The following is a 15,420-nucleotide window of genomic DNA, read 5'->3' as shown; positions in this document are numbered from 1 at the left end:
TCCTCGGTCAGTCGGTTGCCAGGGCGGGAAGGCCGAGCAGCAGGTCCGCCGCCGCGGCCCGGCCGCCGGCGTCCCGCAGCAACCCGGCGAAGTGCTCGGCGCGCTCGGTGAAATGGGGTTGGTCGAGCACGCGGGTGATCTTGTCCAGGACGTCGTCGGCGTCCACCGTCTCGGGCCGGTCCAACGTCAGGCTTACCCCGAAGTCCTGGCCGCGGACCGCCTGGTCGTCGCAGTCCACCCACAGCGGGCGCACCACCAGCGGCTTCCCGAAGTACAACCCCTCGTGGTAGCCGTTGCCGCCGGCGTGCGTGAAGAACACCCGCACGTTCGGATGGGCCAGCACGTCCAACTGCGACGGGACCCACGCCTCGATCCGCAGATTGTCCGGCAGTTGGTCGGCCGGCGGCAGCAACTCCTGCTGCTCGCGGGGGAGTTTCCACAGCACCTGGTGGCCCGCGCCGTCCAACCGCCGCGCGACCTCCACCAGCGACGCCACCTGCTCCCGGGTCAGCCGGGTGATGGTGCCGAAGCCCATGTAGACCACGGACTTCTGCGCCGACAACCAGTCACCGAGCCCGTCGTCGTCCGGCGCCTGCGGCAGCGGCGGCACCATCGTGCCCACCAGGTGCATCTTCGGGTGCATCGGGAACGGGTAGTCCAACTCCCGCACGGAGTAGCACAACACCCGCTCCGCGTGGTCGATCCGCGCCATCATCTGCCGTGCCTCGGGCGCGATGCCCAGCTCGGTGCGGATCCGGTTGTCCTCCTCGACGACCTTGCGGATCGACGGCGTCAGGAACATCTTGAGCGTCCGCAGCCGGAACAGCCGGTTCTCCACCCGCTGCGGGAGAGTCATCGCCCCCGGCAGGCCCGAATGCGGCACCGGAAAATCCGACGGGGTGTAGGACTTGGCGAACGGCACGTGCGAGGTGAGCACATTGCTCGGCACGAACGGCACCCCCAGCACGAACGGAATGCCCTTGGTGATCGCCAACTCGTACCCGAACTGGCACATGCTCTCGATCACCATCAGCGCCGGCTGTACCTCCGCCACGATCTCCTCCAGGCGGCGGTACTTGGCGATCCGCGACTCCGGCGCGAACGAATGCCGGATCACCGCGGCGTGCGCCTTGAACCGCGAACGCTGCGTCACCTCGGCATAGGTCGCGTCGTCCCACGTGACCGCCGACATCCGCGAAACGGTGTCACCCAGGGACGCGAAGTGCAGCGGGCTGCCGTCCACCGCCGCCGCCACCTCGTCGCGGGCCTTCTCGTCCGCCGCGAACCACAGGTCACCGACGCCGCGCCGGGACAATTCCCCGGCGAGCACGAGCAGCGGATTGAGCAGGCCGCTTTCGGCATAACTCACGAACAGGATCGGCCGCCGATTCGCGCCCATGGACAACACCCCTCGGAAAGTGGCGGGCCGCTCGCCCGCGCGTCGCGCGACCACCCGGCCGGACGCCGAGTGACCGCTTTCGCCGACGCCGCAGCCCGGGGCGCACCGCCGGAACGGACAGCGGTCGGCACCCGGAACGCGCCGCGGGGAAAACGGGTCGCTTACTTGGTCTCACGCCACGGACCGGGGATTCCCTAGTCTTCGCCCCGCGACGGCCCTATCCGGCCCCACCGGCCAATGACCACCGCCGGCCGCCGCCATTCCTTAGGGAAAAGTACAGGCTTTGCGACCGTACGATCCGGCACGCAGAGGTGAGCCGAGGCCGACTTTTCCGCGGGGGGAGACACGACATGACGATCGGAGCCGACGAGGACCCGGTAGTGGTCGTCGGAATGGCCTGCCGCTATCCGGGCGGCGTCGCCGGGCCGGAGGACCTGTGGGAACTGGTCCGCAGCGGCCGCGACGCCACGACCGGCTTCCCGACCGACCGCGGCTGGGACCTGGCCGCCCTGGCCGGCGACGGCCCCGGCCGCAGCGCGGCCCAAGAGGGCGGATTCCTCACCGGTGCCGCCGAGTTCGACGCCGCCTTCTTCGGCATGTCGCCGCGCGAGGCCGTCTCCACCGACCCGCAGCAGCGCCTCGTCCTGGAGACCGCCTGGGAGGCCCTGGAGCGGGCCGGCATCGACCCGCACTCGCTGCGCGGCAGCCGCACCGGCGTCTTCGTCGGCGCCAGCGGCCAGGACTACGCCGCCGTCACCCGCACCTCGCCCGACGACCTCGACGGCCACGCCCTCACCGGCCTGACTCCCGGCGTCATCTCCGGCCGCCTGGCCTACGTGCTCGGCCTCGAAGGCCCCGCCGTCACCGTCGACACCACGTCCTCCTCGTCACTGGTCGCCCTGCACTGGGCGATACGCGCGCTGCGCGCGGGGGAGTGCAGCACCGCCCTGGCCGGCGGCGTCACCGTGATGTCCACCCCCGCCGCGTTCGTCGGCCACACCCGACAGGGCGGCCTCGCCGCCGACGGCCGCTGCCGGCCCTTCTCCGACGACGCGGCCGGCACCGCCTGGGCGGAGGGCGTCGGCATCGTCGCCCTGGAACACCTCTCCACCGCCCGCGCCGCCGGCAACCCCGTCCTCGCCGTACTGCGCGGCTCGGCCGTCAACCAGGACGGCGCCACCAACGGCCTGACCGCCCCCAGCGGACCCGCGCAGGAACGCGTCCTGCGCGCGGCCCTGGCCGACGCCCGACTCGACCCCGCCGACATCGACCTCGTCGAGGCCCACGGCACCGGCACCCCCCTCGGCGACCCCATCGAGGCCCGCGCCCTCCTCGCCACCTACGGCCCCCATCGAGACCCCGAACGCCCGCTGTTCCTCGGCTCGTTGAAGGCCGACATCGGCCACGCCCAGGCCGCCGCCGGGGTCGGCGGACTCATCAAGACCGTGCTGGCCCTCCAACACGGCCTGATGCCGCGCATCCGCCGCCTCGCCACCCCCACCCGCCAAGTGGACTGGTCCCAAGGCACCGTGGCCCCGCTCGCCGCCGACATGCCCTGGCCGTGCAGCGACCGGCCGCGCCGCGCCGGCGTCTCCTCCTTCGGCATCAGCGGCACCAACGCCCACGTGATCCTGGAAGAGGTCCCACCGGCCACCGACCGACCCACCAACCGGACCGGCACCCTCCGTCCCACCACCGTCCCCTGGCTGGTGTCCGCCGCCACCCCCGAAGCCCTCGACGCGCAACTCGACCGCCTCCGGACCCACCTGAGCGAACGGCCCGCCGCCGACCCGCTGGACGTCGGCCACTCGCTCGCCACCGGTCGCGCCGCACTGCGCCACCGCGCGGTCCTGCTGCCGACCGCCGACGGCGTCGTGGAGCACGCCCGCGGCGAGGCCGGCGACCGCCGCACCGCCGTCCTCTTCTCCGGACAGGGCAGCCAGCGCCTCGGCATGGGACGCGAACTCGCCGCCCGCCACCCGGTGTTCGCCGACGCCCTCGACGAGGTCCTGCGCGCCCTCGACCCGCACCTGGACCGCCCGGTGCGCGAGGTGATGTGGGGCACCGACGCGGCGCTGCTGGACCGGACCGGATGGACCCAACCCGCACTGTTCGCCGTCGAGGTCGCCCTCCACCGACTGGTCACCTCCCTCGGCCTGCGCCCCGACGCCGTCGGCGGGCACTCCGTCGGCGAGATCGCCGCCGCGCACGTCGCCGGGGTGCTGACGCTGAAGGACGCCTGCCGCCTGGTGGCCGCCCGCGCCACCCTCATGCAGGCGCTCCCGGCCGGCGGCGCGATGGCCGCACTGGAGGCCACCGAGGACGAAGTGGCCCCGCTGCTCGGCGCACACGCCGCGCTGGCCGCCGTCAACGGCCCCACCGCGGTCGTCGTCGCCGGCACCGAGGACGCCGTACGGCACCTCACCGCGCACTTCGCCCACCGCGACCGCCGCACCAGCCGCCTCGCCGTCTCGCACGCCTTCCACTCACCCCTGATGGAACCGATGCTCGACGCCTTCCGGGACGTCGTCGCCGGCCTCACCTTCCACCGGCCGTCGCTGCCCCTGGTCTCCAATCTCACCGGCGAACCCGCCGGCGACGAGATCACCACCCCCGACTACTGGGTGCGCCACGTCCGCGGCACCGTCCGCTTCGCCGACGGCATCACCGCCCTGGCCAAGGCCGGCACCGACGTCCTGGTCGAACTCGGCCCCGGCAGCGTGCTGTCCGCCATGGCCCGCGACACCCTCGGCCCCGGCAGCGCCACCCACGTCGTGCCGGCCCTGACCAAGGACCGCCCCGAAGAGGCCGCGTTCGCCGCCGCCCTCGGCCGGCTGCACACCCTCGGCGTCCCCGTCGACTGGCCCGCCTTCTACGCCGGGACCGGCGCCCGCCGCACCGACCTGCCCACCTACGCCTTCCAACGCGCCCGCCACTGGCCCACCCCACCCCGCCCGGGTGCCACCACGCCCGGCGCGCTCCGCCACCCGCTGCTCGGCTCCGCCGTCGAACTCGCCGACGGCGGCGGCACGGTGTGCTCCGGCACCCTCTCCGCCCGCACCCACCCCTGGCTGACCGACCACGCCGTCGCCGGCCGGACCCCGCTCCCGGCGACCGCACTGGTCGAACTCGCCGTCCGCGCCGGCGACGAGACCGGCTGCGACGCGCTGCACCAACTCGCCGTCACCGCACCGCCGGTCGTACCCGACGACGAGGCCCTGCACGTCCAGGTACGCGTCGGCCCCGCCGACGGCTCCGGGCGCCGCACCGTCACCGTCCACACCCGCCCGGACCACGCACCCGCCGGCGACTGGACCCCGTGCGCCACCGGCGTCCTCGGCCGTGCGCCCCGGCCCACCACCCCCACCGACCTCACCGGCCCCCTCTGGCCACCGGTCGACGCCGAACCCCTCGACCTCGACGACCACTACGAACGCCTCGCCGACCGCGGCTTCGACTACGGCCCCGCCTTCCGCGGCCTGCGCGCCGCCTGGCGCCGCGACACCGAACTCTTCGCCGAAGTGGCCTGCCCGCCCGGCACCGCGGACGACGCCGCCCAATACGGCCTGCACCCCGCCCTGTTGGACGCCGCCCGGCACGTCACCCTGACCGCGCAGGGCACCCTGCCGGTCGCCTGGCACGGCGTCCGCCTGCACGCCGTCGGTGCCGACACGCTGCGCGTCCACCTCCGCCCCGACGACTCCACAACGCTGCGCCTGACCGCCGTCGACGTGCACGGCGCACCGGTCGTCACCGTCGACGCCCTCACCGTCCGCCCCCTGACCGACGACGAACGCGACGCCCCCCGACGCCCCAAGCGCGCCCGCGGCGGCCCGCCCGCCGACACCCGCCCGCCCCGACCCGCCGCGGCCCGCCCCGGACCCACCGCCGAGCCCGCGCCGGCCACCACCGGCGCCCCGCTCGCCGCGCTGCCACCGGCCGCCCGGGAACGCCACCTCCTGGAGCTCGTCCGCACCCAGGCCGCCGCCGTCCTCGGCCATCCCGGCGCGGAAGCCGTCGGCGCCCGCGGCGTCTTCAAGGAACTCGGCTTCGACTCGCTCGCCGGCGTCGAACTCGCCGACCGGCTCGGCGCCCACACCGGACTGCGACTGCCGGCCACCCTCGTCTTCAACTTCCCCACCCCCGAACGCGCGGCCCGTCGCATCGGGGAACTCCTCGCCGCAGCCGCCCCCGCCGGATCCGGGGCCTACGGCGACGAACTCACCAGGTTCGAGGCGATCGTCGCCAACCTGCCGCCGGACGGACCCGAACGCCGGGCCGTCGCCGACCGGTTGGACGCCATCGTCTCCACGCTCCGTCAGAACTCGCCTGCCCAGGTGCCCTCCTCGGACGAGGACATCGACACGGTGTCGGTCGACAGACTGCTCGACATCATCGATGAAGAGTTCGAAACCACATAGCGCAATTGTTGCTTTCGTTCGCGACCCGATGACGAGGACAAACCGATGCCGGAACCCCAGCAGGACCAGCCCGACCAGCAGGAGAAAATCGTCGACTATCTCCGGCGGGTCACCTCCGATCTCCGACGCGCTCGGCGCCGCCTGGGCGAACTGGAATCCAAGGACAACGAACCCATCGCGATCGTCGGAATGGGCTGCCGGCTGCCCGGCGGCGTCAATTCACCGGAATCCCTCTGGGACCTGGTGCGGTCCGGTGCCGACGCCATTTCCGGATTTCCCGCGGACCGCGGCTGGGACCTGGAAACCCTCACCGGAAAAGGCGACGGAAGCAGCACCACCCACCAAGGCGGATTCCTCCACGACGCCGCCGAATTCGACGCCTCCTTCTTCGGCATCTCGCCCCGCGAGGCGACCGCGATGGACCCCCAGCAGCGCCTCCTCCTCGAAGTCGCCTGGGAGGCCCTGGAGCGCGCCGGCATCGCCCCCACCTCCCTGCGCGGCAGCAACTCCGGCGTCTTCGTCGGCTCCTACCACTGGGGCGCCCCCGCCGCCGACACCGCCGCCGAACTCCGCGGCCACGCCCTGACCGGCACCGCCGCCAGCGTGCTCTCCGGCCGCCTCTCCTACACCCTCGGCCTCGAAGGCCCGGCCGTCACCGTCGACACCGCCTGCTCCTCCTCCCTCGTCGCCCTGCACCTGGCCACCCAGTCGCTGCGCGCCGGCGAGTCCGGCCTCGCCCTGATCGGCGGCGTCACCCTGCTCGCCGAACCCTCCGTCTTCGTCGAGTTCAGCGCCCAGGGCGGCCTGGCCCCCGACGGCCGCTGCAAGGCGTTCTCCGACGCCGCCGACGGCACCGGCTGGGCCGAAGGCGTCGGCGTCCTCGTCGCCGAGCGCCTCTGCGACGCCCGCGCCAACGGACACCGGGTCCTCGCCGTCATCCGCGGCTCCGCCGTCAACCAGGACGGCGCCTCCAACGGCCTGACCGCCCCCAACGGCCCCTCCCAGGAACGCGTCATCCACCAGGCCCTCACCCGGACCGGCCTCACCGCCGCGGACGTCGACGCCGTCGAGGCCCACGGCACCGGCACCCGGCTCGGCGACCCCATCGAGGCCCAGGCCCTGCTCGCCACCTACGGCGCGGCCCACACCGCCGAACAGCCGCTCTGGCTCGGCTCGTTGAAGTCCAACATCGGCCACACCCAGGCCGCCGCGGGCGTCGCCGGCGTCATCAAGATGGTGATGGCGCTGCGCCACGGCTGGCTGCCGGGGACGTTGCACGCCGATGAGCCGTCCTCGCATGTGGACTGGTCGGCGGGGACGGTGCGGTTGCTCGCCGAGGCTCGGGAGTGGCCGGTGACCGGTCGTCCGCGGCGGGCCGCGGTCTCGTCGTTCGGTATCAGCGGTACCAACGCCCATGCCCTGCTGGAGCAGGCGCCGGAAGCCGCCGACGCCGCGGCCGACACCGGCGCTGCCCCCGCCGCGCTGCCCTGGATCGTCTCCGGCCACACCGAACAGGCCCTGCACGACCAGGCCGCCGCGCTGACCTCCCGAGTGGCGGACGACCCCGCGCTACGCCCCCAGGACATCGGCCACACCCTCCACGCGGCCCGCGCCCTGCTCGACCACCGCGCCGTCGTCGTCGCCCCCACCGGCCCCGAACTCCTCGCCGGCACCGAGGCGTTGGCCGCCGGCCGCGCCGCGAACACCCTGGTGCGCGGCGTAGCGGACGTCGAGGGTCGTACGGTGTTTGTCTTCCCCGGTCAGGGTTCGCAGTGGGTGGGGATGGGGGCGCGGTTGTTGGAGGCGCCGGTGTTCGCGGAGCGGATCGCCGAGTGTGCGGCGGCGTTGGGGGAGTTCACTGACTGGTCGTTGGTGGAGGTGTTGCGGGGGGTTGAGGGTGCGCCGTCGTTGGAGCGGGTGGATGTGGTGCAGCCGGCTTCGTTTGCGGTGATGGTGTCGTTGGCGGCGTTGTGGCGGGCGCATGGTGTGGTGCCGGATGCGGTGGTGGGGCACTCGCAGGGGGAGATTGCTGCGGCTGTGGTGTCGGGTGGGTTGTCGTTGCGGGATGGTGCTCGTGTTGTTGCGTTGCGGAGTCAGGCGATCGGTCGGTCGTTGGCGGGGCGGGGCGGGATGATGTCCGTCGCGCTGCCGGTGGCGGAGTTGGAGCCGCGCCTGGAGCCGTTCCAGGGGCGGGTGTCGGTAGCCGCGGTCAACGGGCCGCGCTCCGCCGTGGTCGCCGGCGAACCCGAGGCGCTGGACGAGTTGCAGGCCAGGCTGACCGCCGAGGAGGTCCGCGCCCGGCGGATCGCGGTGGACTACGCCTCGCACTCGCACCAGGTCGAGGACCTGCGCGACGAACTGCTGGAAACCCTGGCGGAGTTGACGCCGCGGCCGGCTGAGGTGCCGTTCTTCTCCACGGTCAGTGGTGACTGGCTGGACACGACCGGGATGGACGCCGATTACTGGTTCCGGAATCTGCGGGGGCGGGTGCGGTTCGCGGATGCGGTGGGGGAGTTGTTGGCGGGGGAGTACCGGGCGTTCGTGGAGGTGAGTTCGCATCCGGTGTTGTCGATGGCGGTGCAGGAGGCCATGGACGAGGTCGGGGTGGCGGCGGTCGCTGTGGGGACGTTGCGGCGTGAGCAGGGTGGGTTGGACCGCTTCCTGCTGTCGGTGGGTGAGGCGTTCGTCCGGGGCGTGGAGGTCGACTGGTCGCAGGTGTTCGAGGGGACCGGTGCGTCCCTGGTGGACCTGCCCACCTACGCCTTCCAGCGTGAACACCTCTGGGCCGTGCCGCCCGCCCCGGAGGCCGGCGCCGGCACCGACCCGGAGGACGCCCAATTCTGGGCCGCCGTCGAGCAGTCGGACCTCTCCGCGCTGACCGCCGCGCTCGGCACCGACGAGGACTCCGTCGCCGCCGTGCTCCCGGCGCTGTCCTCCTGGCGCCGGGCCCGCCGCGACCGGTCCACGGTGGACTCCTGGCGCTACCGCGTCGTCTGGCAGCCGCTCGGCGGCACCCTGCCGCGCCCGTCGCTGACCGGCACCTGGCTGCTGGTCACCGCCGACGGCGTCGATGACGCCGAGGTCGTCGGGGCGTTGACGGAGCACGGGGCCGAGGTGCGGCGCCTGGTCCTGGACGAGGCGTGCACCGACCGGGCCGTGCTCGCCGCGCGACTGGCCGGCGCCCAGGACGTGGCCGGCGTGGTGTCCGTCCTCGCCGAGGCGGAAGACGACGACGCCCACCACCCCGGCCTGACCCGCGGACTCGCCCTCAGCCTCGCCCTCGTCCAGGCACTCGGCGACGCCGAAGTCCCCGCGCCGCTGTGGTTCCTGACCCGCGGCGCCTTCGCCACCGGCCCGTCCGACACGGTCGCCCGGCCACTCCAGGCCCAGGTGGCCGGCGTCGGCTGGACCGCCGCGCTGGAGCACCCGCAGCGCTGGGGCGGCACCGTCGACCTGCCCGCCGCCCTCGACGCCCGGGCCGCCCAGCGGCTCGCCGCCGTACTGTCCGGCGCCCTCGGGGCAGAGGACCAACTCGCCGTCCGACCGGCGGGCGTACTGGCCCGCCGGATCGTCCGGGCCGGGCACCGCCCCGAGCAGCGGGCCCGCGCCTGGTCCCCGCGCGGCACCACCCTGGTCACCGGCGGCTCCGGCACCCTCGCCCCGCACCTCGCCCGCTGGCTCGCCGAACGCGGCGCCGAGCACGTGGTGCTGGTCAGCCGGCGCGGCACCGCGGCCCCGGGAGCACCCGAACTCCGCGCCGAACTGGCCGACTTGGGAACCGAGGCGACCTTCGCCGCCTGCGACATCACCGACCGCGCCGCCGTCGCCGCCCTCCTGGACGGCCTCAAGGCCGACGGCCGCACCGTCCGCACGGTCATCCACGCCGCCGCCACCATCGAGCTCGCCGCGCTCGCCGACACCACCGCGCCGGCGTTCGCCGACGTCGTCCACGCCAAGGTCACCGGCGCCCGGATCCTCGACGAACTGCTCGACGACGCCGAGTTGGACGACTTCGTCCTGTACTCCTCCACCGCCGGCATGTGGGGCAGCGGCGTCCACGCCGCCTACGTCGCCGGCAACGCCTACCTCTCCGCCCTCGCCGAACACCGCCGCGCCCGCGGACTGCGCGCCACCTCCGTCCACTGGGGCAAGTGGCCCGACGACCGCGCGCGCGAACTGGCCGACCCGCACCGGATCCGCCGCAGCGGCCTGGAATACCTCGACCCCGACGTGGCGTTGACCGGTCTCCAGCAGGTCCTGGACGACGACGAGACCGTCATCGGCCTCATGGACATCGACTGGGACACCTACCACGACGTCTTCACCGCGGGCCGGGCCGCGCACCTCTTCGACCGGATCCCCGAGGTGCGGCGCCGCCTGGACCGGGCGTCCGCCCCCGCCGCCACGGGCCCGGCCACCAGCGACCTGGCCGCCCAACTGCACGGCCTCGCCGGCGCCGAGCAGGACCGGCTGCTGCTCGCGCTGGTCCGCACCGAGGCCGCCGCCGTCCTCGGGCACGCCTCCGCGGAGTCCTTCCCGGAGCGCCGGGCCTTCCGTGACCTCGGCTTCGACTCGGTCACCGCCGTCGACCTCCGCAACCGGCTCGCGGCCGGCACCGGGCTGCGGCTGCCCTCGACGCTGGTCTTCGACCACCCCAACTGCGCGGCGCTCGCCGCGTTCCTGAAGGCGACCGCGCTCGGCGCCACCGGTGACGCACCCCGACCGGGCCCGGCCGCCGGCAGCACCCCGGCCGCCGTCGATGACGACCCGATCGTCGTCATCGGCATGAGCTGCCGCTACCCGGGCGGCGCCGACACCCCCGAGGAGCTGCTGCGGCTCGCCCTCGACGGCGCCGACGCCATCTCCGCCTTCCCCACCGACCGCGGCTGGGACGCCCGGGGCCTGTACGACCCCGACCCGGACCGGGCCGGCCACACCTACTCGCTCCAGGGCGGATTCCTGCACGACGCCGCCGGCTTCGACCCCGGCTTCTTCGGCATCTCCCCGCGCGAGGCCCTCGCCATGGACCCGCAGCAACGGCTGCTGCTGGAGACGTCCTGGGAGGCGTGCGAACGGGCCGGCATCGCCCCGGAGTCGCTGCGCGGCAACGCCGCCGGCACCTTCTTCGGCGCCAGCTACCAGGACTACTCGACCACCGTGCAGCACGGCACGGGGGAGTCCGAGGCCCACATGGTGACCGGCACCGCGGCCAGCGTCCTCTCCGGCCGGGTCTCCTACCTGCTGGGCCTGGAAGGCCCGGCGGTCACCGTCGACACCGCCTGCTCCTCCTCGCTGGTCGCCCTGCACCTGGCCTGCCAGTCCCTGCGCAGCGGCGAGAGCAGCCTCGCCCTGGCCGGCGGCGCGGCCGTGATGGCCACTCCGCACGCGTTCGTCGGCTTCAGCCGGCAGCGCGCGCTGGCCGAGGACGGCCGCTGCAAGCCGTTCTCCGACGCCGCCGACGGCATGACGCTCGCCGAGGGCGTCGGCGTGGTGCTGCTGGAGCGGCTCTCCGACGCCCGCGCCAACGGGCACCGGGTGCTCGCCGTCATCCGCGGCTCCGCCGTCAACCAGGACGGCGCCTCCAACGGCCTGACCGCCCCCAACGGTCCCTCCCAACAACGCGTCATCCGCGCCGCGTTGGCCAACTCCGGCCTCACCACCGCCGACGTCGACGCGGTGGAGGCGCACGGCACCGGCACCACCCTCGGCGACCCCATCGAGGCGCAGGCGCTGCTGGCCACCTACGGACAGGACCGCGACCCCCAACGGCCGCTGCTGCTCGGCTCGGTCAAGTCCAACATCGGCCACACCCAGGCCGCCGCGGGCGTCGCCGGCGTCATCAAGATGGTGCAGGCGATGGCCGCCGGGGTACTGCCCGGCACCCTGCACCTCGACGAGCCGTCGCGCCATGTCGACTGGGAAGCCGGCGCCGTCGCGCTGCTCACCGAGGGCACCCCCTGGCCCGAGACCGGGCGCCCCCGCCGCGCCGGCGTCTCCTCCTTCGGCATCAGCGGCACCAACGCCCACCTCATCCTGGAACAGGCCCCGGCCACCGAGCCCCTGACCGACCGGCCCGAGGACGCCGACACGGTCGTCGCCTGGCCCCTCTCCGCCAAGTCCCCCGCGGCCCTGCGCGCCCAGGCGGCCCACCTGCTCACCACCGTCGAGCGGGCCCCGGACCTCCCGCCCGCCCGCGTCGGACACGCCCTGGCCACCACCCGCACCGCGTTCGACCACCGCGCCGTCGTCGTCGGCGAGCGGCGCGAGGAGCTCCTGCGCGGCCTGACCGCCCTGTCCACCGGCTCCTCCGCGGCCGGCCTGGTCACCGGCGCCGCCGGCCCGGACCCCGCGGGCGCGGTCTTCGTCTTCCCCGGCCAGGGCTCCCAGTGGTGGGGCATGGGACGCGAACTCCTCGCCGACTCCGAGGTGTTCCGCACCGCGGTCGACGACTGCGCCGCCGCCCTCGCCCCGTACGTCGACTGGTCGCTGCACGACGTCCTGGCCGGCGAGGGCGACCCCGCCCTGCTGGAACGCGTCGACGTGGTCCAACCCGCCCTGTTCGCCATGATGGTGGCGCTGTCCGCGCTCTGGCGCGCGCACGGCGTCGCCCCGGCCGCCGTGGTCGGTCACTCCCAGGGCGAGATCGCCGCGGCCTGCGTCGCCGGCGCGCTCAGCCTCGCGGACGCCGCCCGGGTGGTGGCGCTGCGCAGCCAGGCGCTGCCGCAACTGTCCGGGCGCGGCGGCATGATGTCGGTGTCGGCGCCCGTCGAACGGGTCGCCGCGCTCCTCGCCCCGTGGCAGGAGGCGCTGTCGGTCGCCGCGGTCAACGGGCCCGGTTCCGTCGTCGTGTCCGGCGACACCGACGCGCTCGACGCCCTCCAGGCCGCCTGCGAGGAACAGGGCGTCCGGGCCCGCAGGGTGTCCGTGGACTACGCCTCGCACGGCCGGCACGTCGAGGCCGTCCGCGACGAACTCGCCCGCGTCCTCGCGCCGGTCAGCCCGCGCGCCCCCGAAGTGCCGTTCTACTCGACCGTCACCGGCGCGCGGATCGACGACGCCGCGTTCGACGGCACCTACTGGTATACCAACCTGCGCCAGACCGTCCGTATGGAAGAGGCCACCCGCGCCCTCCTCGCCGCCGGCCACCGCGTCTTCGTCGAGGTCAGCCCGCACCCGGTGCTGGCCGCCCCGATCCAGGAGACCCAGGAGGCAGCGGCCGGAGACGGCGCCGCCGCCGCGGTGGTCCTCGGCTCGCTCCGCCGCGACGAGGGTGGCCGCCGCCGCTTTTTGACCTCGCTCGCCGAGGCCCACAGCCACGGCGCACCGGTCGACTGGACCACCACCTTCGCCCGGCCCGCCTACGGCCCGGTGGACCTGCCCACCTACCCCTTCCAACGGCGGGACTTCTGGCCCGCACCCCGCCCCGCCACCCCGGCCGCCGGCGACGCCTCGGACGCCGCGTTCTGGGAGCTGGTCGACAACCAGGACCCGGCCGCGCTCGCCGACGCGCTCGGCGTCCCCGCCGACGAGGGGCACACCGCCCTCGGCGCCGTCCTGCCCGCCCTGTCCGCCTGGCGCACCAAGTCCCGGGCCCGCTCCCGCATCGACGCCCTGCGCTACCACGTGGAGTGGACCCGCGTCCCGGAACCCGCCGTCCGGACCACCGGCCGGCTGCTGGTCGCCGTACCGCCGGACCACGCCGACACCCCCTGGGTCGCCGCGGTCCTCGACGCGCTGGGCACCGACACCGTCCGCTTCGAGGCCAAGGGCACCGACCGGGCGGCCTGGGCCGCGCACCTCGGCCAACTCGTCGAGGACGGCGAGGAGTTCGCGGCCGTGGTGTCGCTGCTGGCGGCCGCCGAGGACCTCCACCCGGACCTCGGCTCGGTACCCCTGGGACTCGGCCAGACCCTCGTCCTCGTCCAGGCCCTCGGCGACGCCGGACTCACCGCACCCCTGTGGTGCCTGACCCACGGCGCCGTGACCACCGGCCACGACGACACCCTGGGCAGCCCGGTACAGGGCGCCCTATGGGGCCTCGGCCGGGTCGTCGCGCTGGAGCACCCCGACCGCTGGGGCGGCCTGATCGACCTGCCCGCCACCCCCGACGCCCGCACCGCCGCCCGCCTCACCGGCCTGCTCGCCGACCCGGCCGGCGAGGACCAACTCGCCGTCCGCGCCTCCGGAATCCTCGCCCGCCGCCTGGCACACGCCGCCCCGGCCGCGCCCCGCCCGGGCCGCCGCTGGACCGGCCGCGGCACCTGCCTGATCACCGGCGGCACCGGCGGCATCGGCGGCCGGGTGGCGCGCTGGATGGCCGAACACGGCGCCCCCCACCTGCTGCTCACCAGCCGGCGCGGCCCCGACGCCCCCGGCGCCGCCGAACTCCGCGCCGAACTGGAGGCGTTGGGCGCCCGCGTCACCCTCGCCGCCTGCGACGCCGCCGACCGCGACGCGCTGGCCGCCCTCCTCGCCACCCTCCCCGACGACCAGCCGCTCACCTCCGTCTTCCACTCCGCGGGCGTGGCCGACGGCGACGCCCGGGTCGCCGACCTGACCCTCGACCAGCTCGACGCGCTGCTCCGCGCCAAGCTCACCGCCGCCCACCACCTGCACGCACTCACCGCCGACCGCGACCTCGACGCCTTCGTACTGTTCTCGTCCGGCGCCGCCGTCTGGGGCAGCGGCGGCCAACCCGGCTACGCCGCCGCCAACGCCTACCTCGACGCCCTCGCCGCCTACCGCAGGTCCCTCGGCCTGACCGGCGCGTCCGTCGCCTGGGGCACCTGGGGCGAGGTCGGCATGGCCACCGACCCCGAGGTCCACGAACGCCTGCACCGCCAGGGCGTCCGCGCCATGGAACCCGACCACGCCCTCGGGGCGTTGCAACAGATGCTGGAGGACGACGACACCACCCTCGCCGTCACCCTCATGGACTGGGAGGTCTTCGCCCCCAGCTTCACCGCCACCCGCCCCAGCGCCCTGATCGGCACCGTGCCCGAGGCCGTCCACGCCCTCACCGACGACCCGTCCACCACGACCGGCGACGGCGCCGCCCCGGCCGTCCCGCCGCTCCGTCACCACCTGGAAGAACTCTCCGCGGCGGAGCGCGGCCGCGCCCTCGTCGACGCGGTCCGCGCCGAGGCCGCCGCGACCCTCGGCCACGACACCCCCGACGCCGTCCCCGCCGGCCGCGCCTTCCGCGACGTCGGATTCGACTCCGTCACCGCCGTCGAACTGCGCAACCGACTGCGCACCGCGCTCGGCCTGCCCCTCCCGGCCGCGCTCGTCTTCGACCACCCCACCCCCACGGCCCTCGCCGGACACCTCGGCACGCTGCTCTTCGGCACCGCGCCCGAGGACCCCGACACCGGCCGCCCCGACGACCCCGACGCCCGCATCCGCGAGGCGCTCGCCACCGTCCCCATCGGACGGCTCCGCAAGGCGGGCCTCCTCGACCTGGTGCTGAAACTCGCCGACTCCGAACCCGCCGACGACCCCGCCCCCGAGGCCGACGGCGCCTCGGAATCCCTCGACGACATGGACGCCGAAGCCCTGCTGCGGCTGGCCACCGAGAACTCGGCTAACTGAAAGAGAGCT

2 protein-coding genes and 1 pseudogene are annotated in these 15,420 nt (G+C 74.8%); 2 read left to right on the top strand and 1 reads right to left on the bottom strand.

All coding sequences use genetic code 11. The annotated features are described in order from the left end of the window. Nucleotides 1–7: 7 nt before the first annotated feature. A complete protein-coding gene (locus tag PV796_RS00420) occupies nucleotides 8–1,399 on the bottom strand; it encodes a glycosyltransferase (RefSeq protein WP_274910684.1) in 1,392 nt (463 codons plus the stop codon). A gap of 365 nt (nucleotides 1,400–1,764) precedes the next feature. Here PV796_RS00420 and PV796_RS00415 point away from each other — a divergent pair. Together PV796_RS00415 and PV796_RS00410 are read left to right on the top strand one after the other, a co-directional pair. Continuing rightward, a pseudogene (locus PV796_RS00415) lies at nucleotides 1,765–5,820 on the top strand (type I polyketide synthase); the annotation flags it as partial. Between the two features lie 45 nt (nucleotides 5,821–5,865). Next, nucleotides 5,866–15,411, top strand: a complete 9,546-nt coding sequence (locus tag PV796_RS00410) for a type I polyketide synthase (protein WP_274910682.1) — start codon at nucleotides 5,866–5,868, stop codon at nucleotides 15,409–15,411. The last annotated feature ends 9 nt before the right edge of the window (nucleotides 15,412–15,420 follow it).

The organism is Streptomyces sp. WZ-12 (assembly GCF_028898845.1).
Taxonomy (GTDB): Bacteria; Actinomycetota; Actinomycetes; order Streptomycetales; family Streptomycetaceae; genus Streptomyces.
The sequence above is the reverse complement of the archived record's forward strand: the minus strand, read 5'-3'. Positions and strand labels throughout refer to the sequence as shown.